19 protein-coding genes are annotated in these 26,643 nt (G+C 70.9%); 4 read left to right on the top strand and 15 right to left on the bottom strand.

The annotated features are described in order from the left end of the window. Nucleotides 1-95 precede the first annotated feature (95 nt). The 5 genes from PV682_RS35685 to PV682_RS35665 all read right to left on the bottom strand — a co-directional run bounded on the left by PV682_RS35685 (nucleotide 96) and on the right by PV682_RS35665 (nucleotide 3,823). Nucleotides 96-1,127 carry a C40 family peptidase gene (locus tag PV682_RS35685; RefSeq protein ID WP_319735903.1) on the bottom strand — a complete coding sequence of 344 codons (1,032 nt, stop codon included), beginning with the start codon at nucleotides 1,125-1,127 and terminating at the stop codon, nucleotides 96-98. A 187-nt stretch (nucleotides 1,128-1,314) separates the two neighbouring features. Beyond that, nucleotides 1,315-1,749 (bottom strand): VOC family protein, encoded by a 435-nt coding sequence (locus PV682_RS35680; RefSeq protein ID WP_319735902.1) that lies wholly within the window; start codon nucleotides 1,747-1,749, stop codon nucleotides 1,315-1,317. Nucleotides 1,750-1,809: 60 nt separating this feature from the next. After that, nucleotides 1,810-2,115 (bottom strand): hypothetical protein, encoded by a 306-nt coding sequence (locus tag PV682_RS35675; RefSeq protein WP_109363181.1) that lies wholly within the window; start codon nucleotides 2,113-2,115, stop codon nucleotides 1,810-1,812. A gap of 49 nt (nucleotides 2,116-2,164) precedes the next feature. Then, nucleotides 2,165-2,815, bottom strand: coding sequence for a TetR/AcrR family transcriptional regulator (locus PV682_RS35670; protein WP_319735901.1), 651 nt, complete (start codon nucleotides 2,813-2,815; stop codon nucleotides 2,165-2,167). Between the two features lie 69 nt (nucleotides 2,816-2,884). Continuing rightward, entirely contained in the window at nucleotides 2,885-3,823 is a 939-nt protein-coding gene (locus PV682_RS35665) for an AurF N-oxygenase family protein (RefSeq protein WP_319735900.1), read from the bottom strand. 135 nt (nucleotides 3,824-3,958) lie between these two features. Here PV682_RS35665 and PV682_RS35660 point away from each other — a divergent pair, with 135 nt between their 5' ends. After that, nucleotides 3,959-4,834, top strand: coding sequence for a hypothetical protein (locus tag PV682_RS35660; protein ID WP_319735899.1), 876 nt, complete (start codon nucleotides 3,959-3,961; stop codon nucleotides 4,832-4,834). A 65-nt stretch (nucleotides 4,835-4,899) separates the two neighbouring features. Here the strand turns inward: PV682_RS35660 and PV682_RS35655 are convergent, their stop codons facing one another. The 7 genes from PV682_RS35655 to PV682_RS35625 form a co-directional block, all read right to left on the bottom strand. Then, nucleotides 4,900-5,397: a DUF3291 domain-containing protein gene (locus PV682_RS35655; protein ID WP_319735898.1), complete on the bottom strand. Its 498-nt coding sequence runs from the start codon at nucleotides 5,395-5,397 to the stop codon at nucleotides 4,900-4,902. A gap of 45 nt (nucleotides 5,398-5,442) precedes the next feature. Continuing rightward, nucleotides 5,443-6,900 carry a peptidoglycan D,D-transpeptidase FtsI family protein gene (locus tag PV682_RS35650; protein WP_319735905.1) on the bottom strand — a complete coding sequence of 486 codons (1,458 nt, stop codon included), beginning with the start codon at nucleotides 6,898-6,900 and terminating at the stop codon, nucleotides 5,443-5,445. Nucleotides 6,901-6,914: 14 nt separating this feature from the next. Next, on the bottom strand, nucleotides 6,915-8,264 hold the full coding sequence (locus PV682_RS35645; protein ID WP_319735897.1) for an FtsW/RodA/SpoVE family cell cycle protein: 1,350 nt from the start codon (nucleotides 8,262-8,264) through the stop codon (nucleotides 6,915-6,917). A gap of 41 nt (nucleotides 8,265-8,305) precedes the next feature. Then, nucleotides 8,306-8,671 (bottom strand): SH3 domain-containing protein, encoded by a 366-nt coding sequence (locus PV682_RS35640; protein WP_319735896.1) that lies wholly within the window; start codon nucleotides 8,669-8,671, stop codon nucleotides 8,306-8,308. Nucleotides 8,672-8,763: 92 nt separating this feature from the next. Continuing rightward, nucleotides 8,764-10,050, bottom strand: coding sequence for a HAMP domain-containing sensor histidine kinase (locus tag PV682_RS35635; protein ID WP_319735895.1), 1,287 nt, complete (start codon nucleotides 10,048-10,050; stop codon nucleotides 8,764-8,766). Then, the gene (locus PV682_RS35630) at nucleotides 10,047-10,925 is read right to left on the bottom strand and encodes a hypothetical protein (RefSeq protein WP_319735894.1); all 879 of its coding nucleotides are present in this window, start codon (nucleotides 10,923-10,925) and stop codon (nucleotides 10,047-10,049) included. Before PV682_RS35630 ends, PV682_RS35635 begins: the two co-directional genes overlap by 4 nt. A 198-nt stretch (nucleotides 10,926-11,123) precedes the next feature. Continuing rightward, nucleotides 11,124-11,630, bottom strand: a complete 507-nt coding sequence (locus PV682_RS35625; protein WP_055719135.1) for a protein-tyrosine phosphatase family protein — start codon at nucleotides 11,628-11,630, stop codon at nucleotides 11,124-11,126. Nucleotides 11,631-11,791: 161 nt separating this feature from the next. On the opposite strand from PV682_RS35625, the gene PV682_RS35620 reads away from it, so the two are divergent. Continuing rightward, the gene (locus tag PV682_RS35620) at nucleotides 11,792-12,595 is read left to right on the top strand and encodes a nuclease-related domain-containing protein (RefSeq protein WP_319735893.1); all 804 of its coding nucleotides are present in this window, start codon (nucleotides 11,792-11,794) and stop codon (nucleotides 12,593-12,595) included. 123 nt (nucleotides 12,596-12,718) lie between these two features. Here the strand turns inward: PV682_RS35620 and ligD are convergent, their stop codons facing one another. Next, complete coding sequence (gene ligD, locus PV682_RS35615; RefSeq protein ID WP_319735892.1) at nucleotides 12,719-13,600, bottom strand: non-homologous end-joining DNA ligase; 882 nt, start codon at nucleotides 13,598-13,600, stop codon at nucleotides 12,719-12,721. Nucleotides 13,601-13,652: 52 nt separating this feature from the next. Here ligD and ku point away from each other — a divergent pair, with 52 nt between their 5' ends. Further along, the gene (ku, locus tag PV682_RS35610; protein ID WP_456154982.1) at nucleotides 13,653-14,543 is read left to right on the top strand and encodes a non-homologous end joining protein Ku; all 891 of its coding nucleotides are present in this window, start codon (nucleotides 13,653-13,655) and stop codon (nucleotides 14,541-14,543) included. Nucleotides 14,544-14,548: 5 nt separating this feature from the next. Here ku and PV682_RS35605 read toward each other — a convergent pair whose 3' ends face one another. Together PV682_RS35605 and PV682_RS35600 are read right to left on the bottom strand one after the other, a co-directional pair. After that, on the bottom strand, nucleotides 14,549-14,770 hold the full coding sequence (locus tag PV682_RS35605) for a hypothetical protein (protein ID WP_319735890.1): 222 nt from the start codon (nucleotides 14,768-14,770) through the stop codon (nucleotides 14,549-14,551). A gap of 340 nt (nucleotides 14,771-15,110) precedes the next feature. Next, a complete protein-coding gene (locus PV682_RS35600) occupies nucleotides 15,111-18,218 on the bottom strand; it encodes a DNRLRE domain-containing protein (protein ID WP_319735889.1) in 3,108 nt (1,035 codons plus the stop codon). A gap of 339 nt (nucleotides 18,219-18,557) precedes the next feature. On the opposite strand from PV682_RS35600, the gene PV682_RS35595 reads away from it, so the two are divergent. Then, nucleotides 18,558-26,606: a polymorphic toxin-type HINT domain-containing protein gene (locus PV682_RS35595; RefSeq protein WP_319735888.1), complete on the top strand. Its 8,049-nt coding sequence runs from the start codon at nucleotides 18,558-18,560 to the stop codon at nucleotides 26,604-26,606. The last annotated feature ends 37 nt before the right edge of the window (nucleotides 26,607-26,643 follow it).

Here is a 26,643-nt window from a genome sequence, read left to right as displayed (position 1 = left end):
CGCCGCGATCTGGCACAACGACCACACCGGCCAGCCCGTCCTTCGCTCACTGACCGCTTACGACCACTGATCACAGACCCCTTGGAATCGATCATCTAGACCGGCCGTACCGCTCCCAGCACGGGAGCCGTGGCGATGGGGGTGACCTTCACCTCTCCGCCCGGGCCGGGTGCCTGGACGACCTTGCCCTTCCCCACGTACACCGCCACGTGCGTCGCCTCCGGGTGGTACAACACCAGGTCCCCCGGGCGGAGTTGCTTCAGCGGGACCCTCGGCAGCCGCGCCCACTGCTCCTTCGCCGTACGGGGGATCCGTGCGCCCGCGTGGCCCCAGGAGGTCGCCGCCAGGCCCGAGTTGTCGTACGCGGCCGGGCCCGCCGCGCCGGTCTCGTACGGCTTGCCCACCTGGTCCATCGCGTAGCGCACCGCCTGTTCGCCCTCCGGCGAGGTGGGGGAGTCGGGACCGGCGAGGTCGTTGTCCGCCAGGAACTTCCGCTGGCGGTCGTCGACTTGGGCGCGTTCGAGGCGGGCGAGGCGGGTGAGCTGGTCCGGGGTGAGGGTCGCGAGGAGTCTCTGGACGGCGTCGAGGCGGCTGCGGACGTCGTCCCTGGCCTTCTTCTTGCGCGCGGTGAGGGCGAGTTGGGCGTCCAGGGCGGTGCGGGCGGTGCGGGTCACGGTGTCCCGGCGGTGCTCGTCCTGGGCCAGCCGGGTCGTCGCGGACGCGCGGTCGCGGGCCAGCTGGCCGATGATGTGGCCCTCGTCCAGGGCGCGTTGGGGGTCCTTGGCGAGCAACAGCCGTACGTACGGGGAGATGTCGCTGCGGGACTGGTACTGCTGCCGGGCCAGCCGGCCCGCGAGGTCCCGGCTGCCGTCGAGGGCGAGGCGCGCGCGGACGAGTTCCGCGTCCAGCTTCGCGACCTCCGCCCTCTTCTTCTTGAGCCGTTCCTCGGTCGCGTTGTACGCCTCGGTCGCCGACTCGGCCTCGCGGTACACCCGCTGAAGCTCCGTCAGCAGCTCGGCGACCGTGCGCTCGGGGGGCTCGGGCGCGCCCACGGCGACGGCCGGCACCAGCGCGACCTGCGCCACGAGTGCCGCCGTACAGGCCAACCGCAGCAACCGCCCTGACATACCGTCACCTCCAGCGGGCCGGCATCTCCGCCCCGCAGGGCGAGCATGGGTGCCGGGGCCCGGCGGCGCGCGCTGGAGGTGAGCGGTTCGGCGCAATGGCGTCACCCGTGGGCGTCATGGGGGAGCGGGGGCGGCGTGGCGGGTGGGCGCGTGCGGGTCCGTCGTGGCCGGTCGTGCCCGTGGCGTCTCAGTCCAGGCAGAACTCGTTGCCCTCGATGTCCTGCATCCCGATGCAGGACTCGTTGAACTCGTCGGCGAGCAGGACGCGTTCGCAGACCGCGCCGAGGGCGATCAGGCGGTCGCGTTCGGCCTCCAGCGCCGCCAGGCGTTCCGCGCCGACCAGGCCCGTGCCCACGCGGACGTCCAGGTGGACGCGGTTCTTGACGACCTTGCCCTCGGGGACGCGCTGGAAGTACAGGCGGGGCCCGGCGCCCGCGGGGTCCATGGCGACGAAGCTCGCGCCCCGGCGCTCGGGCGGGAGGGTGTGCTCGTAGTCGGCCCAGGTGGCGTAACCCTCAGGTGGGGGCGGTACGACATACCCCAGTACCTCGCACCAGAAGCGGGCGACCCGCTCGGGCTCGTGGCAGTCGAAAGTGACCTGGACTTGTCTGATCGTAGGCATCGGCCGCACCCTAGCAAGGCCGTGAGCTGCGCCGGGAACGATTTTCCCCGGCTCACCCCGTCACCCCGTGGGTCCCTCCCCGGCCCCCTTCTCCGGCTTCTCCGGCTTCGACCAGGGCCACCGAGGCTTCGGCGACCCGCCCTTGCCGTCGGGGTCGTACGTGTACTTCCACCCGGTGGGCACCCCCAGCCGCTTGCTGTGCCCCCGGGGCACCCGCCGGTAGACGAGCACGGTCGGCGGCCCGCCCGCACTGTCGGGGACGGGGATGCGGTACGTCTTCGGCGGATGACCGGTGGGCCCGAGGAGGACGGGGAGGGAACGCCCGTCCATGGGCCCGCCCTCGAAGGGGGTGTTCTGGCTCTTCACGGCACCAGTCTCGGCCACCCGCGGACCGAGGGCATCCGGCGCGGCGCGGTCACTCCCGCTCCGCGACTGCCTCCAGGACCGCCGCCGTCTGCGCGTCCCGCCCCGCCGTCACCGTGAGCACCGCCACGAACTGCTCCACCAGCCAGTCCCGCAGCTCCGGCGCGGGGGGCTCCTTCCCCTCGTCCAGCCAGATCAGCGACGCCGCCTCCACGGCCGTGATCCACATCCGCACCGTCATCCGCAGCCGGGGCCCGGGATCGACGACGTCCAGGTGCCGGTAGATGTGCTCGGCGGCGGCCCGGCGCACCTCGTCCACGGTCGCCGTCGTCCGCGAGGTCTCCACCACGCTCCCGCCCTGCAACAAGGCGCTGAACCCGGCGTCGTGCCCGTCGACGAACCCGAGATACCGGTCGAGCGCCCGCCCGAGCCGCGCGAGGACCGGGCCCTGGCGGGGTTCGTCGAAGCACTGCTGGAGCTCCTCGGCGGCGGAGCGCAGAGCCGCTTCGTACAGTTGCTGCTTCCCGCCGGGGAAGTACCGGTAGACGAGCGGCCGTGACACCCCCGCCGCCTCGGCGACGTCGTCGAGGGAGACGTCCTCGGGAGCCCGGTGCGCGAAGAGCGTGAGCGCGGAGTCGAGCAGCTGACTGCGCCGCTCCTCGACACTGAGGCGACGGTAGGCGGGTTCGGCGGGGGGCGGCATGACGTGCAGCGTAACCGTTTGTCCCCCTTGGGTATTAGACGGTGAAGCCCCGGGTACCACGGCGAACCCTCAGGCCAGCAGCCCGGAGGACCGCCACAGCCGCCGCCCGACACCCCGCAGTACGCCGATGTCGTCGAGGAACTCGGTCAGCCGCCCGGCGCCCTTCTGCATGACCTCACGCCGGTGCCCGCTGGCCCGTACCTGCCGGACGGCCTCCCGTCGGTCGAGCCCGACGTTGGTGTACACCTCGGGGTTGACGAAGGCGACGGAGAACACCCGCGCGAACTCCCCGGACGTCACGCGCGTGAACTCCCGCGACCAGCGCGGAGTGGTGAGCATCTGCCGCCGCAACTCCTCGCGGGCGTACCGCACATGGCGGGCCTCCTCGACGACGTGGATCCGCGTCACCCCCCGGATCAGCGGCTGCACGCGCTCGTCGGGGAACGTGAGGCGCTGCATCCAGTCGAGCACCTCCTCCCCGAGGAGCGTCGCGGTGAACGAACCCGGCGTCGTGGAGATGGTCTTGAAGACCCGCCCGAGGGTGTGGTGCGCGCGGCTCACGGGGTACCAGGGGGTGTCACCCCGGGTGACGAGGCGCGCGAACATCTTGGAGTGCCGGCACTCGTCCTCGATCTCGGTGAGCGCGTACCGCACGTGCGCGCTCGTCGCCGCCTTGTCGTAGATGTGCCGCACCAGCAGCTGCATCAGGATCAGCTCGAACCAGATGCCGAGCGAGGCGAGCGCGGCGGCCTCGTGCCGGGAGAGCAGGATGCGCTGCTCCTCGCTCATCCGCCGCCACATCGGGGTGTCGTACAGCGACACCAGCTCCGGCGGCCAGAACCACTTGCCGTCCTCGAAGGGCGCGTCCCAGTCGAGTTCCTTGTCCGGGTCGAACGAGTGCTTCGCGGAAGAGGCGAGGAGGCGCTCGGCCACCTGCTCGCGGTCCTTGAGCAGCCCGAGGGCGTCCCGCAGACTGTCGACGGCGTCGGTCTCTGTGAGGGTCGTCATGGCACTTATGAGATTGCTTGTCAGCAAGGCCGTCAATCCCCCGTGCAGTACTTGTTGACTACCCGTCTACATCCCAGGGGGTACCCGTACCTCCCCGGTCCGGGGGCATCCCCCAGGTGGAGTACGGTTTCTGGCGTGTCCACGCCTCCGCCGCCCCAGGGCCCGTACGGCCCGCAGCAGCCGAACCCGTACGGTCAGCAGCCGCCCGCCGCGCCGGGCCCCTACGGGCAGCCCGCGTACGGGACCCCCTACGGGCAGCCGCAGCAGACCCCCTACCCGGGTACCCCCTACCCCGGTACCCCGTACGGCCAACAGCCCGGCACGCCCCCCTACGGCCAGCAGCCCTGGGGCGCCCCCGGCTCGATGCCGCCGCCCCCGCGCAGGCGCCGCACCGGCATCGTCCTCGGCATCATCGGCTCCGTCCTCGTCCTGCTCGCGGTCGCCGTCGTCTCCCTGATCGTCGTCGGCGGCTCCGACAAGGGGTTCCCGCAGGCCAAGTACCAGCTGACGCTGCCGAAGACACTCCTCGACGGGAAGTACCGGTTCGCCCAGGACATGTCCGGCACGCTGGGCCGGCAGATCGAGCGCGAGAGCGGCGCCTGGAACGCGCGCGACGTGAAGGCGAAGGTCGGCCAGTACGACGCCGGCGGCGACCAGACCAAGGGCAGCCTGGTCATCTCCGGCATGTACGGACGCTTCAAGGACACCGCCGCCTCCCGCGCCGCCATGATGAAGGGCGTCGGCGAGGCCGACAACGCGACCGTCGTCGTCCGGCCCCAGGACTTCGACCTCCCCGGCGCCGACACGACGATCACCTGCGAGGTCGTCGCCCAGGAACAGCTCGGGACGAAGCTGACGTACCCCGTCTGCGCGTGGGTCGACGGCAACACGGGCGCCACCGTCGCGGAGGTCTCACCCCAGACCCTCACCCAGAAGGCCGAGGACATCGACATGGAGGCGGCGGCGAAGACGACGCTGAAGGTCCGCGAGGAGGCACGGCAGCCGCTCTGAGGTACGGGGGCGGCACGGGCCTACCCGGGTAGTACCGGGTACCTGCACCGCACCACCCGCCACCCTCACACCCCGCACCCCGACTCCTCCGGCACCTCCCGCGCCACCGACTCGTGCGCCCCCGCCGCGAACGACGTCCGCAGCGTGAACGCGTACGGCGTCGGCCCGTTCGCCCGCAGGTGCAGCAGCCGCGCCTCCGCCTCGGCGACCGTCGGCCGGTGGCCCGCCGGCACCCACCACAGCACCGTCATCGCCTCCACGACCTTCTCGAACCACTCACGTCGTCGCTGGAGCAACTCCCGGTGCCGCCCTTGGTACATGAACGCCGTCAGCGCGTCCGTGTCCTGCCACACCGACATGTTGACGATGAGCCACTCGTCCCCGAAGACCTGGATGTCGGTAGCGTCCCCGCCGTCCGACTGGAGCCGCCACACGAACCCCCGCGCCGCGTCGGCGTCCGCGTTGACGGGTTCGAGCGCGTCGACGAAGTCCTTCAACTCCGGTGAGTCCAAAGGGAACTTGAGCCGGGAGATGTTCACCTGGGCGAGTTCGTGGGAGGTCATGACCGAACGGTAGGTCGGGAGCCGTACCCCGGAACACCCCCCGTCTCACGAAGTGAGCACGGCCTCCATCACGGCCCGTGCGATCGGTGCCGCGACGTCTCCGCCGCTGATGTCGCCCCGGTCGGCCGACCCGTCCTCGACGACGACGGCGACCGCCACCCGGGGCTCGATGTCCCGCTCACCCCGCGCCCACGACACGAACCAGGCATACGGCGTACCGGAGTTGCCGACGCCGTGCTGCGCGGTGCCGGTCTTGCCGCCGACGACCGCGCCGGGGATCGCCGCGTTGGTCCCGGTCCCCTCGCGCACGACGTCCTCCATGAGTTCCCGCAGCCGCAAGGCCGTTGAGGGATACATGGCCTGACGGGCCGGACGGGAACCGGCGGCCGAGACGGTCGCGCCCCCCTTCCGCGTCGTCCGCTCGACGAGGTACGGCGCGCGCACCTGCCCCCCGTTGGCGACGGCCGCCGCGACCGTCGCCATCTGGAGCGGCGTGGCCCGCGTGTTGTACTGCCCGATGGACGACAGCGCCAGCTGCGCCTGGTCCACGGTCCGGTCGAAGGTGGACGCCGCGACCGCGAACGGGATGCGCACACCGGGGTCGTTGAACCCGAACGCCTCCGCCGTCGCCACCATGTCCCGCACCCCCACCCGCACCCCGAGCTTCGCGAACACGGTGTTGCAGGACCACTGGAAGGCGGCCCGCAGCGGCGCGTCCTCGCACCCCGAACCCTCGTTGGTGAGACTCGTCGTCGTCCCCGGCAGCGTGTAGGGCGCGGGCGAATCGGTCGCCGCGTCAAGGTCGTTGACGATCCCCGCGTCCAACGCGGCAGCAGCGGTGACCACTTTGAAGGTCGACCCCGGCGGATACGTCTGCCGCACCGCCCTGTTGAGCATCGGCTGATCGGGATCGGCGTTCAGCCGTGCCCAGGCCCGGCGCACGGCGGCCCCGTTCCCGGAGAGCGCGGCAGGGTCGTACGACGGGGTCGACACCAGCGCCAACACCCGCCCCGTGGACGGCTCGACGGCCGCGACCGCGCCCTTCCGGCCGCCGAGACCCTCGTAAGCCGCCCGCTGCGCACGGCGGTTGAGGGTCGTCACGACCTGGCCCCCGGCCGGGCGGGCCCGGGTGACGCCGTCGATGAGGGGGAACGACGACAACGACGGGTCGGCGCCCGAGAGTACGGGGTCCTCGCTGTGCTCCAGGAGCGTCGTCCCGTACCGCTGCGAGGAGAACCCCGTCACCGGCGCGTACAACGGGCCGTCCCGGTACGTGCGTTCGTAGCGGAGCTGCTCCCCGGTGTCCCGGGAGCCGGTGACCGGGGAGCCGTCGACCAGGATGTCGCCGCGCGGTTTCGCGTAACGGGCGATGTCCGCGCGGCGGTTGGCCGGGTTGCCGTCGTACGCGGGGGACTGGACGACCTGGACGCGGGCCGCGTTGACCAGGAGGGCGAGCAGGAGGAGGCAGGAGAAGACGGCGGCGTGCCGGATGTGCCGGGTCATGCGGAGGTCGCTCTTCACCGGTCGCCCTTCCTTGCCGCGTGGCTCAGCCGGATCAGCAGCGCGACGATCGCCCAGTTGGTGACGACCGAGGAGCCGCCCTGCGCGAGGAACGGCATCGCCATGCCCGTGAGCGGGATCAGCCCGGTCACGCCGCCCGCGATGACGAACACCTGGAGCGCGACGATCGAGGCGAGCCCGACGGCCAGCAGGCGGCCGAACGGGTCGCGCAGCGCGAGGCCCGCGCGGTAACCCCGCTCCACCAGCAGGCCGTAGAGGACGAACAGTGCCGACAGGCCCGCGAGCCCCAGCTCCTCGCCGGCCGTCGCGAGGATGAAGTCGGACTTCGCGGCGAAGCCGATCAGGACGGAGTGGCCGAGCCCGAGGCCGGTGCCGAGGACACCGCCCGCCGAGAACGCGAAGAGGGACTGGGCGAGTTGGCCGGGTCCGAGGCCCGCGTCGATCGACGCGAACGGATGCAGCCAGTCCTCGACGCGGCTGTGCACATGGGGTTCGAGCGCGCTGACGGCGACCGCCCCGAACGCCGCGAGCAGCAGGCCGACGGCGATCCAGCCGGTGCGGCCGGTCGCGACGTACAGCATCACCACGAACAGGCCGAAGAACAACAGCGAGGTGCCCAGGTCGCGTTCGAGGATCAGGACGCCGACGCTGATGAGCCAGATCGCCACGATCGGCCCCAGAACACGGCCTGTTGGAAGCTGCATGAACCAGATCCGGCGGCCCGCGTACGCGAGCGCCGTGCGGTTGTCCGCGAGGTAGGCCGCGAAGAACACGGCGAGCAGCACCTTCGCGAACTCCCCCGGCTGGATGGAGAATCCGGCGATCCTGAGCCAGATCCGGGCCCCGTTGACGGCCGGGAACAGCACCGGCAGCGTCAGCAGCGCGAGGGCGGCGGCGACACTGACGTACGCGTACCGCTTCAGGACCCGGTGGTCGCGCAGCGCCAGGACCACGAGGGTGAAGAGGGCGACTCCCGAGGCGGACCAGACGAGTTGGGCCGGAGCCGCGTGTTCGCCCGGGGTCTCCAGGTCGAGGCGGTGGATGAGGACCAGGCCGATGCCGTTGAGCAGGACGCCGATCGGCAGCAGCAGCGGGTCGGCGTACGGGGCGCGCAGCCGTACCGCGAGGTGCGCGCACAGGGCGAGCGCGCCGAGCCCGGCGCCGTGCGTGGCGGCGCCGGGCGGGATCGAGCCGGTCCTGGCCAGCCCCACGGCGCAGTAGCCCGACACGCAGAGCAGGACGGCGACGACGAGCAGGCAGAGTTCGACGCCACGGCGCCGGGGGAGCCGTCCGGCCGCGTCGGCGGCGGCCGTGCCGGCCCGGATACCGATACCGGCGCTCGTCATGTCCGGAACCTACCCAAATGGTGCTCCTCGTGAGCCCGGGGCTAGCACCAGCGCGGCGCCGGGCCGATGTTGTCGATGTAGCGTGCGGCGCCCCAGGCCCAGGTGCCGTCGGTGAGCAGGTACCACAGGGGGTTGCCCTGGATCGGCTGGCCCGGGGTCTTGCAGAAGATCGTCACCACCTCACCCTGGGGAGCTACGCGGATGACCGCGCTGCCCCGGTTCGGCGCGCTGCGCAGGACGAGTCCGCCGTTCGCGGTCACGACGCCCTTGTACAGGCGCGGGTTGTCGTGGTGGTGGTGACCACCGTGTCCCCAGTCGTCGTTCGCGGCGGCCGGTACGGCAGCGGCGGCGAGCGCGAGGGCGGCGGTGGCACCGGCTATACCGAGGCGGGTGAGGGTGGAGCGCATGGCGGTTCCTCCGGGAGAGGGGCGGGTCCGGCCCAGGCCGGGTATTAGACGGACTAACGCCACGGTAGGGGGCAAAAGGGGTGGACTGCCCTTCAGATTGCGCCAGCCGGGGACGGCCCCGGCGACCCCGACAGCCCCGACGGCAGCGTCAGCGTCGCGACGGCCCCGCCGTCCGGCGCGTTCCCGAACGCGAGCCGCGCGCCCAGCGCCCCCGCCTGCCCCACCGCGATCGTCAGCCCCAGCCCGTGCCCGCGCGCCCCGCCCTCCGTACGGAACCGCTGGGGCCCGTGCAGCACCAGGTACTCCGGGTAGCCCCCGCCGTGGTCCCGGACCGTCACCACCGGCCCGTCCACCGTCACCACCACCGGCTCCGAACCGTGCCGGTGCGCGTTCGACACGAGGTTGCCGAGCACCCGCTCCAGGCGCCGCCGGTCCGTCTCGACGACCCGGTCCTCGACGACGACCACCTCGGCCGCCCCGCCCGACGCCGCCACGACCCGGTGCGCCAGCGCCCCCAACTCGACCGCGCCGACGTCCAGTCGCTCCTTGCCGGTGTCCAGCCGGGAGATCTCCAGCAGGTCCTCGGTGAGCGTCCGCAGCGCGGCGACCCGGTCGCGGACCAGCTCCGTAGGGCGGCCCGGCGGCAGCAGTTCCGCCGCCGCGTGCAGACCCGTCAGCGGGGTGCGCAGCTCGTGCGCGACGTCCGCCGTGAAGCGCTGCTCGCTCAGCAGCTTGCCCTGGAGCGAGGCCGCCATCCGGTCCAGCGCGGCGGCCACCGCGGCGACCTCGTCCTGCCGCGTCTCCTTCGCCAGCGGGTCGCCGACCCGGGCGTCCAGGTCGCCCGCGCTGATCCGGCGCGCGACCTGCGCGGTCGCCTGGAGGCGCCGGGTCACCCGCGCCACCGCCACCGCGCCGACCAGCAGCGTCACGCCGATCGCCAGGCCCGACGACCACAGGATCGCGTTGTCCAACGCCTCGATCGTGCGCGCCTGTTGGCCGTACTCGACGGCCACCGCCAGCGCCCGGCCGCCGGCCGCCGGGCCCGCCGCCCACATCAGCGGGCGGCCCCGGTAGTCGGCGACCATCGTGCCGCGCTCACCCGCCGCCGCCAGCGCCTTCAGCTCCTTGGGCAGCCCCTCGGGGTCCACGCCCGCGTTCGGCGCCAGCGCGTCGCCCGCCTCGTACGCGTCCGTCGCGTCCGCGAGCTTCGACAGCGCGACGTCCCTCGACTGGCCGACGGTCTGGTTCGTCACCTGGACGTGCACGAGGACGCCGAGCATCGTCGCCAGCGCGCAGCACATCACCGTGATGAACGCCGCGGCCTTGAAGGCGAGGGTGCGGGTCCAGCGGGGGTTGCGGATGAGGCGCGGGGGGCTCATGCGGGGCTCGTGGGACTGGAGGGGTACGGGGGGTACGGGACCGGCGACAAGGTCGGGAGGGGAGCTCCGTACTCGTCCTCTCCGTACGTCCCGGGTACTACGTACGCGGCCCCCGAACCCGAACCCGAACCCGTGCCCGTCGCCGTTGCCGAGGGCAGGGGCTGCGGGGTCGCGGCGGGCATGCCGTGCCGCTTCCCGCTCGGCTGGCGTCTGCCGTCCGTGCGGAGCATCTCGTCGTGCGTGAGGAGCATCGCCTTCTGCTCCGCGTCCCAGGTCCACTGGAGGCGGTACTCGTAGTCCGCGAGGTCCGAGGGCGACCGGATGATCACCGACCGCCCGGCCAGCTCCACCGCGCTGACCGCGTCCTCCCAGGCCATCACCTGGACCAGGCGGTGCGACTCGACGGTGTAGACGCGTACGGCGGTGAGGTCGCCTGGGCTCAGCCGGAACCCGAGCGTGAGGTCGGGCTTCCCGTCGCCGGTGAGGTCCCGGTAGTAGGGCTGTAGTACGGGGCACTTGCCCTTGCCGGCCGTCCCGCACGCCTTCATCAGCCGGTTGGTGTCACGGTAGGGGGCCTGCGCTCCCGCGTAGTCGCTCGGGTCGGACGCGATCTCCGCCCGGACGACCGCGACCGGGTTCACGCGCCGGATGTCGTCCCCCGGTACGGTCACCCCCTGGACCACGTGGGTCTCCGCCTCGTCCAGGTCCCATGCCGGGCTCGACGCGGGCTTGATCTGCGGCCACAGCCGCTCCGGACTGTTCGCCGTCGCGGTCGGCCCCGCCCCACGCAGCCCACCGGCATCACCGCACCCCACCGCCGCCGCCCCCACCAGGGCGACGACGAGCACGAGACGAAGACGCCGGGCGAGACTCAAGGGACTCCTGCATGCCGCACTGAACACTGATCCCGTTCACCTTATTCGTGCGGAAGTCCTTTTTGCGTACTGGACTGGACCAAGGGTTGGGCAAGAGGGGGCGTACCACGGGGCCGCCCCCGGCCTTGAGGCGACCCCAGCCTTGAGACGCCGCCCGGGCCTTGAAGCGACCGCCGGGCCTTCAGGCGAAACGATTGCTCACTCGGCCAGTTCCTCCAGCAGCCGGGCGGTCGACAGCCCCGCCCGCAGATACTCGACGAACAGTTCGTTGTGCAGGGCCCACGGCGAGCGGCGGGAGCGGATCAGGCGGATGGCCTCCTCCGCGCCGTAGCCCCGGCGTTCCAGGGCGTGGGCGACGACCAGGCCGGAGCGGTTGTAGCCGTGGTAGCACCGCACTAATACCCGGCGCCCTTCGTCGAGTGCCTCGCTCGCCGCCCGGGCCAGGCGGATGACACCGGCGAGCTGGGTGCCGTCGAGGGGGCCGTCGGGGATGTCCCAGATGTGGTGCTCGACGCCCGCGTCGGGGCCGTACCCCGGTAACCGCAGCAACGTCTGCACCAGGTCGAACTGATCGCGTACGACGGCCCGTTCCACATGCCCGGAACGGCCCCGGAACTCGTGTCCGCCCATCCACAGCCCGGGCACGATCTCGTTCCACGGACTGTCGGGGGCGGGTACATCGGGCTGCTTCCTGCGGGTCCGCAACAACGCCTCCCCAAACGCGCGCTCGCCTGGAGTACCTCGTAGGTATTACGGGACGTGTGCATAGGGATCTGCCAGTGGCCTGCCCAACTCGCGCCAAAGGTAACCGCCTTCTTGCCCCTGGCGTACCGGTCCTGTTCCCATGGTCCCTGGGGTGATGGTGCATGACCGCACTGCGCGTCGTACCGGCCTGGCGCCACGGCCAGGAACGGCTCTACGTCTGTCTGGCCGACGGAAGGAACATCGCCTGGTACGACCGTGAGGCCGCCAGGGTCAACCTGCTGAGCGACGACCGCAGAACCGACGTACTGGACGCGCTGGCCCCCTTCCTCACCGGCCCGGTGACCGTCGGCCCGCCCCCCGTACCCACCCCCGCCGAACTGGCCCTCCTCGCCCTCCACCCCGACGACGACCTCGCCCCCAACCGCCCCGGCGAGGCCCTGCTGATCGCCCTCGACCGCACCCCGCCGGCCGGCTCACGCCTGCGCCCCGACCCCCGCCGCCGGGCCCTCGCCGCCGAGCAGGCGGTCGGCGACGCGCTCGACGCCCTCGACGGCGCCGGCTGGCACACCCTCCACTCGGTCCCCCTGCCCGGCGGCGACCGCCTCCACCACCTCGCGATCGGCCCCGGCGGGCTGTACGCGGTGCACTCCGTGTACGCCCGCAGACAGCGCGTCCTCGTCGCCGACCCGCACGTCACCCTGGGCCGCCGCGACGCCCAGCCCCTCCTGCGCCGGGTCCGCGCGGACGCGGCGCGCGCGTCGTACGCCCTGACCGCGGAGGTACGCCCCGTCCTCGCCCTCGTCGGCGCGACCGAGGTCCGGGTCACGGCTCCCCTGCGAGAGGTACGGGTCCTACGGGACGACGCGCTGCCCGGGCTGGGGCGGCAGGGCGGGGTGCTGAAGCCGGCGGATGTGGAGGCGCTGCACGCGATGGCCCGGGACCGGGGGACGTGGGGGAGGGTGTGAGGGACCTGAGGGGTACGCCTCGGGTAGGGGATACGCGAGGGGTACGCCTCGGGTAGGGGATACCTGGGAGGTACCTCCTGGGTACTACCCCCTGGGTGCTGCCCCGGGCCTGCCTCCCCGGTACTACCCCTCAGGTACGCCCCCCGCCCGCCCCGCCTCGAACAGCGGTGCCAGCAGATCCCCGTACTCCTCCACCCTCCGTACGACGTCCCCGGCGCGGAAGACCAGACCGCCCCGGCACTGAGCCACCTCCTCCCAGCTCACCGGCGTCGAGGCCGTGGCCTCCGGGCGGGCGCGGAGGGTGTAGGGGGTGGCCGTCGTCTTGCGGGCCGCGTTCTGGCTCCAGTCGACGAAGACCTTGCCGGGGCGCAGGGCGCGGGTCATGCGGTGGACGGCGAGGCCGGGGAGGGCGGCCTCGGCCTCGACGGCGAGCCGCTTGGCGTACGTACTCACCTGATCGGGGGACGCGTCGCGGACCGGCGCGAGGAGGTGCAGGCCCTTCGCGCCGGACGTCTTCGCGTACGCCTCGATGCCGTCCGCCGCGAGCCGTTCCCGCAGCCACAGGGCGACCCGGCAGCACTCGGCGACGCCCGCGGGCGCGCCCGGGTCGAGGTCGAGGACCAGGCGGTCGGCGAGGCCGGGGCGGGTCACCGTCCACTGGTGCGTGTGGAACTCGGCGACCAGGTTCGCCGCCCAGATCAGGCTCGGCAGATCCTGCACGACGACCATCCGCGCGGCCCCGTCCGACCGTGTGACCTGCGCTTTCGTGACCCAGTCGGGGGTGCCGGGCGGGACGTTCTTCGTGAAGAAGACCTGGCCGGCCGCGCCGTCCGGGTAGCGCAGGAAGGAGACGGCGCGGTCCCGCAGGTGCGGCAGCAGGACGTCCGCGATCGTCGCGTAGTAGTGCAGCACCTCGCCCTTCGTGAAGCCGTCCGCCGGGTACAGCACCTTCTCCAGATTGCCGATCGCGAGCCGCCGCCCGGCCACGGAGGTGATAGGCGTCATACGATAAGAATCACGCAAAACGGTGGTTAATGGGACGGAAAGGATGTCAACCGTGCGATCCATATGGAACGGCGCCATCTCCTTCGGCCTGGTCAGCATCCCGATCAAGCTGGTCAACGCGACCGAGAGCCACTCCGTCTCCTTCCGGCAGATCCACACCGAGGACGGCGGCCGGATCCGCTACCGCAAGGTCTGCGAGCTGGAGGACCGCGAGGTCGCGGGCGCCGAGATCGGCAAGGGGTACGAGGAGGCCGACGGCACGATCGTCCCCATCACCGACGACGACCTCGCCCACCTGCCCCTCCCCACCGCCCGCACCATCGAGATCGTCGCCTTCGTCCCGGCCGACCGCATCGACCCCCTTCAGATGGACACGGCGTACTACCTCGCCGCGTCCGGCATCCCCGCCGCCAAGCCGTACACGCTGCTGCGGGAGGCCCTGAAACGCAGCAACAAGGTCGCCGTCGCCAAGTACGCGCTCCGGGGCCGCGAACGCCTCGGCATGCTCCGCGTCGTCGGCGACGCCATCGCCATGCACGGGCTGCTGTGGCCGGACGAGGTCCGCGTCCCCGAAGGCGTCGCACCCGAGACCGAAGTCGCCATCCGCAAAGAGGAGTTGGACCTCGCGGACGTCCTCATGGACACCCTCGGCGAGGTCGACCTGGACGACCTCCACGACGAATACCGTGAAGCGCTCCAGGAGTTGATCGCCGCGAAGTCCTCCGGCGAGACACCGTCCGAGCCCGCCTCTCCTCCCTCCTCCGCCAAGGTCCTCGACCTCATGGCGGCCCTGGAGAAGAGCGTCAACGCGGCGAAGGCGTCACGCGGCGAGGACGCGGAGGTCAAACAACTCCCGCCCCGCAAGAAGGCGACGGCGAAGAAGACGGCGCCGAAGAAGAGAACGGCGGCGAAGAAGACGGCTGCCCGGAAGCGGACGGCGTGATCACCTCACGGACGCCTGCACTCCGGACCGGAAACCTTCTTGCGCCCCCACACGAGGCACCCCCACCGGACCAGACCCCCCACTCCCAGCGAGACGATCACGGCACCCCAGTCGATGACGTGCGGCAGTCCCGGAAAGAACGCGAAGAACGCCAGCCCCGCCACAACTCCCCCGACAAACCCACCCACTCCGACCCGCCGCAGCCACGCGCCCTGCCGCTCGCTCACAACACCCCTCATTTCGTCACGTGGTGACACTGACTCACCCGCCGCACTCCACCGACATACAGATGCGCACACGCCCTGCCGCACTTCTCCGGCGGCTGCCCGGAACAACCCCCGCACCCCGAGCCGGTTACTCGAAGAACGACGACGTCACCGGACCGAGCGAGCGCGGGGCGGCCAACCAAGCGCCCCTGGAGGGGAGTTCATCGGCAGCTGCCTCCGGCCGGCCGTGCGCGGGACGCTGAGAGGGCTTCGTGACAGGTGCCTTCACGGCCTGGTCCTCCGTGTGAATATGAGAAGGGGCCACCTGGGATTCCGCCCGGGTGGCCCCTTCTCGTGTAAGTCAGCCGATGGATCTCACCGATCTCCAGTCCGCCGACAGCACGACCTTCACCGCCGCGTTGGTGTTCGTACGGCTCGGGTGGTACAGCCGGATCTGCCCGTCCGTCGCGGACCGCGCCCAGATGTCGGGGATGCCGTCGCCGCTGACGTCGGGGATGCCGATGGCGGTGGAGACGGCGGACTCGGCCCAGCCGGTGCCGTACGCGACGTCCTGGCCGCTGAGGGAAGTGGAGCCGAGCTTCAGGGAATCGAGGTCGGCGCTGCCGGTGACGGGGCCGGGCTTGCCGTGGCGTACGGACATGGCGCCGTTGTCGAGGTTGCGGAAGAGCATGTCGGGCGTCGTGTCGCCGTTGATGTCGGCGACGTTGACGATGTCGCGGCGGGCCCACGCGTCGGGGTTCATCATCGTGGCCGTCTGGAACTTCCCGCCGGTGTAGCCGGAGAGGACCCAGAAGGAGCCGCCGGAGCGCAGGAAGAGGTCGGGCAGCCGGTCGCCGGTGATGTCGCCGACGGCCCTGATCTGCGTCCAGGTCGAGGGCGCGGGTACGTCGGACGGCAGGATGATCCGGACGCGCCGGGTGACGTCGAAGCTGCCGTACCCGTCCCCGGGGTAGAGCCAGAAGGTCCCGTCGGGAGAGACGGCGAAGAGGTCGGTGATGCCGTCGCCGGGGTACGCGTCGGAGAAGTGGGTGATCAGCGCGGCCCTGTTCGTCGCCGCGTCGTACCAGTGCCCGGCGGGGTGCAGCGCTCCGCCGGTGGTGTACGAGGCGGGCATGCAGCCCTGGAGTTCACCGGCCGGCAGCCCGACGCAGGTGAAGAGCTGGCCGTTGCCGTTCACGTGGAGGATGTCGGGCAGCTTGTCGCCGCTGACGTCGCCGGGCTCGTCGCCCGTGTCACGGGGCGGGACGTAGAAGCCGTGGTTGGTGACCGCGCTCTGATTGCCCGCCGCGTCGAAGGCGTACACGTTCAGCCAGTTGGGGCCGGTGTGCTGGGGTTTGAGCGCCGGGTCGGTGAAGGCGCCGCCGACCGCGTCCACGGTCTTCCACCACAACCCCTCGATCCCGTACCGGAACTTGGTCGCACCCGGAGAGGCGAAGGTGACCGCTCCGGTGCCGCCGAACGCGACCTTCGCCCAGGTCTGCCCATCGCTGGTCAGCTCGGGGAACACATCGCTGTCGACCGTCGGCGGCGACGGGGCCGACGCGTCGATGGTCACCGCGCACCGGTTGCCGGTGGTCGGGAAGTACGAGGACACCCGCCCGCCGGAGTCCTCCGCGCGGACGTCCCAGAAGTAGACCCCCTTGTCCGCGAGGTTGGCCGCCGCGATGGTGATCGACGCCTTGCCGCTGGACAGGCTGGTGACGAGGGTCCCCGCCGGGACGGCGGCACCGGACTTCCACATCCGGAAGCGCAGGCCCTTGAGGTTGCCGTCCGGGTCGGTGGACTTGGCGGACAGGACCACGTTGGTCTTGCCGATCGTCGCCCCGGCCGCAGCGGTGTTGCAGGTGCCGCCGGGAGCGCTGGTCACGCCGCTGGGGGTGGCCGGCGGGCGGTTGTACTCGACCGTCAGCTGCGCCGTGGCCGCCTGGAACTTGCGCCAGGTCTGGGTGTCGCGCTCGCTGGTCGCGCGCATCCCGAGGGTGAGGCTCGACCAGCCGGCGTCCGCGCCTTTCTGCGCGGCGGCCTTGATGTCGAACACCTCGAATTCGTCAGGGCAGTTGCCGGACTTCCAGCCGTGTGCGAACGACTTCCGGTCGAGTTCGGTCGTCCAGGCCGGCTGCTTCTTCCACGTGGTGCCCGACGAGATCGCTCCCGTCATCCAGAGCTGGAACTCCCGCTTCTCGCACGACCAGGAGTGGTTGTTCAGAACCTTGAAGGTCGCCTTGCTGACCGTCGCGCCCTTCAGCGAGCTGTTGTAGTTCATCCGCCAGAACGAACGGGCGGTGCCTCCGGTGTCGTTCTCGTGGCCCACCCGCGCCTCGGGCGTGCCGTCGTTGTAGTTGACGCCGTTCCAGAAGCTGGAGTTGGGGTGGGGCTGGTAGGCCACGGTCCAACCCGTCGTGCGCGGGTAGATCGCCGGGTCGACGAACACCGGGAAGCGGGCCTCAGGGTCGCTGAGCAGCCCGGTCTGACCGGCCTTCACCTCAAGCCGCGCCGTCCCCGTCCCCTCCCCGGTCAGCGCCATCGGCGCCGGTGCCTGCCGTGAGCCCGGCTCGATGCCGTTCAGCCCGGACAGGGCCAGCACTTCCTCCGGCGTCGCGACGGAGTCGCCCGGCGCGTCCGGGTCCTGCGGCAGTTCCGGGTCGCGTCCGCCGGAGTCCCACGCGAACGGCGTCGGCACGGACCCGATCTCCGCGCCGGAGGCGTCCGTGATCAGCACGCGCTGCGCCGACGGGTCGGACCGGAAGACGGCCGTGGACGACTTCAGCCCGTACGACAGCGACGCCAGCGCCGGATTCGCCGCGGCCTCACGGGTCTTGACGATGAGGAGCTGAGCGAAACCGCCCTCCGCGCGGGCGACCATCAGGAGGTCGACGCCGGGCAGCACCTCGGAGTAGAGGGCGCGCTGACCGCTCAGCACCGGCTCCGGCAGCTCGCCGGGCCAGGTGTAGGAGATGGCGTGACCGCCGATGACCGTCTGCGCCAGCACGGTGTCCTGACCGGCCGTCAGGGCGCGTCGCGCGTACGACCGGTCCGCCCTGTCCTGCCGCGTCCCGGCCGAGAACAGCAGCGGCACCACCGGGTTGGCGGGGCGTATGCCGTCGTCGGTGCGCCGGAGCCGGTTGTCGACCGGCGCCCAGCGGCCCTCGGCGTTCTTCGCACGCCGGGGGAGCGCCGCGACCTCCGTGCGCATCCGGCCGTCGGGCAGGGCCCAGGTCAACTCGGTGGCGGTGGTCGCGGTGTCGACGGCCACGGCCTTGCCGGTACGCCGGGACTCGGCCACGGCAGCGGCCTCGTCCCGTGGGCCGACCTCGGCCTTGCGGGCGTCAACGGGCCCCCGGGCGGCGGGAGTCGGCGGATCGTCGGGGTGCCACCAGGGCAGCAGGGCGACAGTCAGGGCGGCCAGAACCAGGCCGATGGCGAGGGTCAGCCGGGTGCGTGTACGCACGGACCACTCCCGTGTGAACCAGGACGGATGAAGACAGAGCGCCGACACGATCACACGGTTCTCACCGTTCGTCCACGGATGAAAATTTTATGAATCCGTGATGGAGGCTTGGTGAGCGCTTTACTGGGGGTTTTGTGTCCGGTTCAGCACGCTCGGTGACGGATTGGCCTGTGGTGCAAGTCTCAAACGTACGGTTCTGCTCCACTTCAAAGCCCTTGAACTCTGCGGTGCTCATGCCAGAAGGTCCTGATCAGCTCTGTTGTCTGCATCGCCTGGGTGGGGTCGACGCGTATGCGTGTGCGATTGCGTTCTCAAGGTCCAAGACGGCGCCGCGTCCGCGTGGCGACGGTTCTGCTGCTGTCCTCGGTCCTGACCGTGACGAGCCTCAACTCCGAGGCGTGGTCGGTGCCGGCGCCCGGCATGACCAGGGCGATCGAGCTGCCGAAGCTGCCGGAGACCGATCCCCTCGACGGCGACGAGGAGGCGGACAAGAACCTCCAGACCGCGCCCGAGGTCCCCGTCGAGCCGTACACACCGACCGCCGTCACCCCGTGGACCGAGGACAGCGGCACCGCGACGATCGCGGCGGACACCGCGCCCGGCACCACCGTCCCCGTCGAGGACCTCCCGATCGCGGTCGGCGTCCCCGAGGGCGGCGACCCGGCGACGCTCGTCGGCGACTGGAAGGTCGACCTCGCCTCACCGGCCACCTCCCAGGACGCCGGCGTCTCGGGCCTGATCATGCGGGTCACCCCGCCCGCCACCGCCGACCCGGCCGCCCAGGTCGCCCTCGCCGTCGACACCACCGCGTTCGCCGACCTGTACGGCCCCCAGGCCGCCGAGCGCTTCGGCCTCACCCTGCTCCCGGACTGCGTCCTGGACGCCCCCGGCACCGGTGACTGCGCCCCCGAGGACGGCGTCACGACCATGTCGGGCACGGCCGAGGCGCAGCCCGAGCGGCTGTCCAGCGAGGTCGAGGAGGTCCCGGCGGCGAAGGCCCCGGCCACGATCACCGCCGCTCGGCAGGAGAAGACCCGCACGATCCTGACGGGGTCGGTGCCGGTCGCCGAGCTGCTGGCGGGCGCGGAGACCTCGACCACGACCGGCGCGTCGATCCGGACCGCCGGTACAGCCGACTCGTACGGCTCCGACGCCGCCCCCGCGTACAGCTCCCGCGCTCTGGCCGGCACCGCCGGCGCGGCTCTCACGTACAGCTCCGCCGCTCCGGCCGACATCGCCGGTGCGGCTGCGCGGGACACGTCCGCCACCGCGTCCCGCACGGCCGGGAAAGCGACTCCGTCAGCCGGGAAAGCGACCTCGGCCGCCGGGAAAGCCACCCAGGCCACCGCGTCCCGCGCGGTCGGGAAGGCCACCCCCGCCACCACCGCCCTCCCCGCCGTAGACGCCGCAGGCCCCCGCGTAGTCGGCGCCCTCGACACCGGCTCCTCCACCTCCGGCGACTTCTCCGCCACCCCCCTCCTCTCCTCCGGCTCCTGGTCGGCGGGCTCCTCCTCGGGCGCCTTCACGTACGGCTACCAGCTCCAGGTCCCGGAGTCGGCGGGCGGCCTCACGCCGAAGGTCAGCTTCGGCTACTCCTCCCAGACGGTCGACGGCCGCACCTCGGCCACCAACAACCAGGCGTCCTGGATAGGCGACGGCTGGGACTACAACCCCGGCTCCATCACCCGCAGTTACGCCACCTGCCGCGAGGACTCCAAGAAGGCGGGCTCGAACAACAAGACCCACCGCACCTCGGACCTGTGCTGGGGCTCGGACAACGCGACCCTCTCCCTCGGCGGCACGACCACGGAACTGGTGTGGGCGGACGGCAAGTGGACGACGGCGAACGGTGACGGAGCCGTCGTCCAGCAGATCCGCGACGAATCCACCGGCAACGGCGCCTACAAGGGCGAGTACTGGATCGTCACCACCCGCGACGGCACCAAGTACCACTTCGGCAAGCACAGGTTGCCCGGCTGGTCGAGCGGAAAGCCGGTCACCGACTCGGTGTTGACGGTCCCGGTGTACGGCAACCACAGCGGCGAGGACTGCTACCAGTCCGAGTGGAAGAACTCCGCCTGCACCCAGGGCTGGCGCTGGAACCTCGACTACGTCGAGGACGTCCACGGCAACGCCATGTCCCTGTGGTGGCAGAAGGAGGAGAACCACTACGCCCGCAACTTCAACTTCAAGGCCCCCGTCAAGTACGACCGGGGCGCCTGGCTCGACCACATCGACTACGGCCAGCGCAAGGACGCCGACGGCAGCGTCCTGGACACCCCCGCGACCTCCCGCGTCACCTTCTCCGTCGCGGAACGCTGCCTGCCGAAGGACGGCGTCTGCTCCGAGGCCAACTTCACCGACAAGGACCCGGGCAAGTACCGCATCTGGTACGACACCCCGGCCGACCTGCGCTGCGCCGCCTCCGGAAAGAAGTGCTGGAACGCGGGCCCGTCCTTCTGGACCCGCAAGCGCCTGACGGCCGTCACCACCGAGACCCAGCGCGTCGCCGGTTCCACGGCACGTCAGCCGGTCGACAAGTACACCCTCACCCACGACTTCCCGGTCCTGAGGACGGGCCCGAACACGGCGTTGTGGCTGGAGTCGGTCCAGCGCACCGGCTACGACCGCGCAGGCGCGAGCACCACCCTCAACGCGGTCCGCTTCGAGTCCAATGCCGAGGACATGCCGAACCGCGTGAAGGACGACGCGCGCCCCGGCTTCTCCCGCCTGCGCGTCGGCCGCGTGATCAACGAGTACGGCGGCGAGACCGTCGTCACCTACAAGACCCCCGAGGGCGACTGCAAGACCGGCACGGGCCTGCCCGGCAAGAAGGACACCGCCGAGCTGAAGGCCAACACCCGTCTGTGCTACCCGGCTTACTGGCACCCCGACCCCGAGGTCGAGGACATCGACTGGTTCCACAAGTACGTCGTGGACACCATCGAGGAACTCCCCAACATCGCCGGCGCGTTCGCCACGCAGACCGCCTACCGGTACAAGAACGCGGGTTGGCGGCTCGCCGAGGCCGAGTTCACCAAGAAGGCCACCCGTACGTACTCCCAGTTCGCGGGGTTCGAGCAGACCACCGTCATCACCGGCAGCGATGAGCCGTCCATCGGCAGCAAGCGCTCCAAGGCGGTCACCCGCTTCTTCCGGGGCATGGGCGACGACGTCCCGGTGAAGGACATCACCGGCGCGGAGATCGCCAAGGACCGCGAGCCGTTCGCGGGCCGCATAGCCGAGGAGCTGACGTACTCCGAGGCCACGGACGCGGACACGGACTGGCTCTCGCGCAGCGTCACCGTCCCCGAGGCGACGGTCCTGGCCACCCGCACCCGAGACGACGGCCTGACCCCGTTGAGGGCCTGGCGTGTCACCGAACCCGAGGAGATCGCGTACACCCGCTCCTCCGGCACCGGCGACGACACCCGCACGCTGCGGACCGTCAAGTCGACGACGACGTACGAGCCGACGCACGGCCTCCCCACCCAGGTCGAGTCGCTCGGCGACACCGGCAGGACGGGCGACGAGTCCTGCACGCGCCTCGAATACCTCCACCAGACGGCAAAGAACCTGATCGGCCTGTCCAAACAGGTCCTGGTCTCCCCAACCACCTGTGCGGCAGCGGACTTCACGGACCTCTCCACCCTGAGTGGCGCCACCCGCACCGCATATGACGGCCAGTCATACGGCGCCGCCCTCCTCGCCGGCACCCTCGGCGAGGCGTCGCAGACCTGGTCCCTCAAGGGCGACGCCTCCGGCTTCCAGTCCAACGGCCGGACCGAGTTCGACGAGACCGGCCGCGTCGTCAAGCAGACCGACCCGGACGGCAATTCGGGCACGATCGCCTACACCCCGCCCACCGGCCAGGTCTTCAAGGTCACCGAGACCAACGCGGCCGGCCACACCCAGATCCAGGACCTGGAGCCGGGCCGGGGCACCTCGCTGCGGACCACCGACGCCAACGGCCATACCAGCGAGGCGAAGTACGATGCGCTCGGCCGCCTCGTCGAGGCCTGGGGCGCGGGCCGCACCCCGTCCGCCTCGGCCGTACCGGACTTCAGGGCCGTCTACACGATCCCGGCGCACAACGCGACACGGGAGGAGGTCAAGCCGCCGTACGTCACGACGTACGCGCGCGGCCACGAGAACCGGATCGAGACCTCCGTAACTCTCTACGACGGCCTGGGCCGTGAGCGCCAGACGCAGGAACAGGCCGACGGCGGCGGCCACTTGATCACCGACACCCTCTACAACACCTCCGGCGAGATCTGGCAGACCAACAACGCCTACTTCACCCTCGACGCGAAGCCCGGCGAACTCTTCTCCCCGCTCGCCGACACCGTCGTCCCCAACATCACCCGCTACAGCTACGACGGCCTCGGCCGCGTCCTCACCGAGACCCCGGTCCTGAAGGTCAAGGACCCGCAGTCCGGCGAGGCCACCTCACAGCCGGTCGAGGAGCGCGCCACCCGCTACGAGTACGGCCAGGACTGGTCGAAGGTCATCAACCCGGCCGGCACCTCGTCCTACCGCGTCTACACCGACGCGCTGGGCCGCACCGCCCGCCTCGACACCTTCAACCCGCAGGCCCCGAACGGCTTCACGTCCACGCGCTACACGTACGACCGCCACGGCCGTCTGACGAAGGCGGCCAACTCGGCCCAGCCGAACAGCCCGTGGAGCTGGACGTACGACAACCGGGGCCGCCAGGTCACGGCGACGGACCCCGACACGGGCACGACGCGCACCGAGTACGACCACCGCGACCGCACGCTGAAGACCATCACCCAGCGCGCCACCGTCTGGAACGGCTACGACGCCCTCTCCCGCCCGACCGAGCAGCGCCTTGGGGATGACAAGGGCACCCTGCTCGCGTCCCTGGACTACGACAAGGCGCCCGGCGGCAAGGGGATGCCGTACAGCGCGACCCGCTACACCAGCGGCGAGGCGTACACGCAGAAGGTCGACGGCTACACGAAGGACTACCAGCCGACGTCCACGACGCTGACCCTCCCGCAGTCCCTGAAGGACGCGTGGGGTTTGGACACCACGTACAAGTACGGCTACACGTACACCGACACCGGCAGCCTCCAGGAGGCGACCCTCCCCAAGGCGGGCCGCTTCGACGCCGAGAACCTGGTCGTCCGCTACAACGAGAACGGCAAGCCGCTCTCCATCAGCGGCAAGGACTGGTACGGCGCCGAGACCGTCTACGACGTCCACGGCCAGGTCCTGCGCTCGACGCTGGGCGCGCAGCCGTACCGCGTCTGGACCAGCGCCCTGTACGACGAGTCGAGCGGGGAGTTGACCGAGCAGTCGGTCCACCGGGAGGGCAAGACCGACACGGCGGTCGTCCCCGGCAACCTGGTCTCCCGCCGCACCTACGCCTACGACCCCTCCGGCAACGTCACCTCCATCCGCGAGAACGCCGAGGGCAAGGCCGCCGAACGCCAGTGCTTCACGTACGACCCGCTGGGCCAGCTGAAGACGGCGTGGACCTCTGGTGATCATTCTTCGTGCGTCGGCCCGAAGAAGTCCGACGGGTCCCTGAACGTCTCGGCGGGCGCGGACAGTTCGGGCTACTGGCAGGAGTACGAGTACGACCTCGTCGGCAACCGCACGAAGCTGACGGAGAAGAACCTCGCGGGTTCCGCCGAGCTGGACGCGGTCACGTCGTACGCGTACGGCAAGGCGGACGGCAGCCAGCCGCACACCCTCACGAAGGTGTCGAAGAAGTACCGGGCCGCTGCCGGCGGCCCGGAGGTGACGGCCGAGGCCGAGCGCCTGTACGAACTCACCGGTGAGACCAAGTCGATCACCTCGGTCCAGAACGGCGACAAGCAGGAGCTGGCCTGGACGTACGACGGCAAGGTCGAGCGGATCACGGGTGCGGGGACGGGCGGGAAGACGCCGTACGTCGGTCTCGCCGACAAGTGCGTAGACCTGAAGAGCAGCGTCACGGCCGCCGGTCAGCCGATCCAGCTGTACTCCTGCAACGGGACGCCGGCTCAGCGCTGGAGCTTCTCCGTCGCTCCGGGGCAGGCGGACCGGAACCGGGGGACGTTCAGGATCTACGACGACTGGTGTGCTCAGCCTGCGGGCAGTACGGCTGGTTCGGCGGTGCAGCTCCAGAAGTGTGTGACGGGGGCGGCCGGTCAGGAGGTCAAGCGGACGACCGCCGGTCAGCTCGTCCATGCTGCCTCGGGGTTGTGCTTCGCGGTGAAGGACGCTTCGTCGGCGAACTCCACGCTGATCGTGCTGGCGGCGTGTGACGCGTCCCGGGCCGAGCAGCAGTGGGCTGCGCAGAACGACACGCGGTACGTGTACGGGCCCGACGGTTCGCAGCTGCTGGCCGTCAAGGGGAAGCAGGCCACGCTGTATCTCGGTGACACCGAGGTGACGGTGGCTGCGGGTGGTGCGCTGGTCAACTCTCAGCGGACGTACTCGGCGCCGGGTGGTGCGGTGATGCGGTACGCGCAGGGTGGAGGGATGGAGTACCTCGTCGCGCTCGCCGGGGACCATCAGGGCAGTACGTACGTCGAGGTGGGTCTCGACGGGTCGATGCCGGTGCGGGTGCGTAAGCAGGACCCGTTCGGGAACCAGCGGGGCACCGGGACGGTCGGGGTCGACTTCCAGTCCAACAAGGGCTTCCTGGGGGCGAACCGGGACGATGCGTCCGGGTTCCAGCCGCTGGGGGCGCGGCTGTACGACCCTGTCGTGGGCCGCTTCCTCTCCGCGGACCCGGTCCTGGACCTCAACGACGTGTTGCAGTCCAACGGGTACTCGTACGCGCACAACAACCCGGTGACGATGTCGGACCCGACGGGGTTGTCGATCAGCCTCACGGCGTCGGAGCGGGCGGCTGCGCTTGCGGGGGCGGGGTTGTCACCGGCTCAGGTCGCGCAGGCCCAGGCGATGATGGGGAAGTCCCTGACGTCGGTCATCCTGGCGGTGGCGTGGGAGACGCTGAAGGACTTCATCGGCATCAACGATGCGATGGCGTGCTTCGGCGGGGACATGTGGTCCTGCGCGGGGCTGATCGTGGACGCGATCCCCTGGACGAAGTTCGGGAAGATCCCGTCGGTGTTGAAGGCCGTCAAACGCACGATCAACGCGATCGAGTCGTTCAAGGCGGCGAAGAAGGCGGCGGAGCTGGTCCTGAAGGCGGCCAAGGCCGCCGAGACGGCCGCGTTGAACGCCAAGAAGGCGGCGATCGAGAAGGCGAAACGCGAAGCCGCGCAGAGAGCGAAGAAGAAGGCGGCGGAACAGGCGAAACGCACGGCCGACGCGGCTGCTGCGCGGGCGAAGAAGACCGGCAACGGGGCACAGAAACAGGCCCAGGCGAAGGCGGCGCCCAAGGTCTCCACGGCGAAGAGTGCCGGCGGGGGGAGTAAGAGCACGACGAAGGCGACCGGGTCGAAACCGGGCGGGAACTCCGGGGGGTCGTCCCGGGGGAGTGGCGGGTCCAGCGGGAGCGGAGGCTCCGGCAAGGCCGAGGGCGGAGGCGGTTCTTGCTCGATCAGCAACAGCTTCGTCCCCGGTACCAAGGTCCTGATGGCCGACGGCTCGACCAAGCCGATCGAGAAGGTCAAGGCCGGCGACAAGGTCATCGCCACCGACCCGAAGACGGGCGAGACCAGTGCTCAAACGGTCACTGCCGAGATCAAGGGAGCGGGTCTCAAGCACCTCGTCAAGATCACGATCGACACCGACGGCGACAAGGGCACCAAGACAGCCTCCGTCACCGCGACCGACGGACACCCCTTCTGGGTACCCGAACTCCGGAAGTGGGTCGACGCCAATGACCTGCGGGCTGGAGAGTGGCTGCGTACCGGGGCCGGGAGCCTCGTACGAGTCACGGCTGTGCAACGGTGGGCCGGTTCGGAGACAACGGTTCACAACCTCACCATTGGTGATACTCACACGTACTACGTGCTGGCGGGCGAGGCTCCGGTTCTCGTCCACAACTGCGGCACTGGTGGCGCTGACCCTGATCACCTTCAGGACATCGTCGATGACATGACCGACTTGGCTGGTGGGGGTGCCAACTGGCGGACCATGGGTGCGCTGCATGCCGATACCTCCGCCGGTGGGTTGGACCTTGTCGCTGTCGGAGCACGCGCAGACCTGACGCAGAGGCAGTGGTCGGCACTTCCCTCACTCGGGTCGGGCACACTCGCCATCCGCGTTCCGCAGCCGGCCAGTACAGTGGCCAGGGACGATCTATGGCATGCCGAAGTAAAGTTGTGGACCGAAGCGGCGGGCATCCTCCAAATCCAGCCGCAGCTGCTGATAGTCAGCAGGCCGATCTGTCCCCAGTGTCAGAACTTCCTGACGCGCCGAGGGGCAACAATTACGTCGGCCACAACAGCCGAGTGGTAGCCGACGTATGACAGCCGCAGGGGAGCGCATGTGTCCG

The sequence above is a fragment of the Streptomyces niveiscabiei genome, assembly GCF_033794345.1.
Taxonomy (GTDB): Bacteria; Actinomycetota; Actinomycetes; order Streptomycetales; family Streptomycetaceae; genus Streptomyces; species Streptomyces niveiscabiei.
Note: the sequence above shows the minus strand (reverse complement) of the source record. Positions and strands in the feature narration are given on the sequence as shown.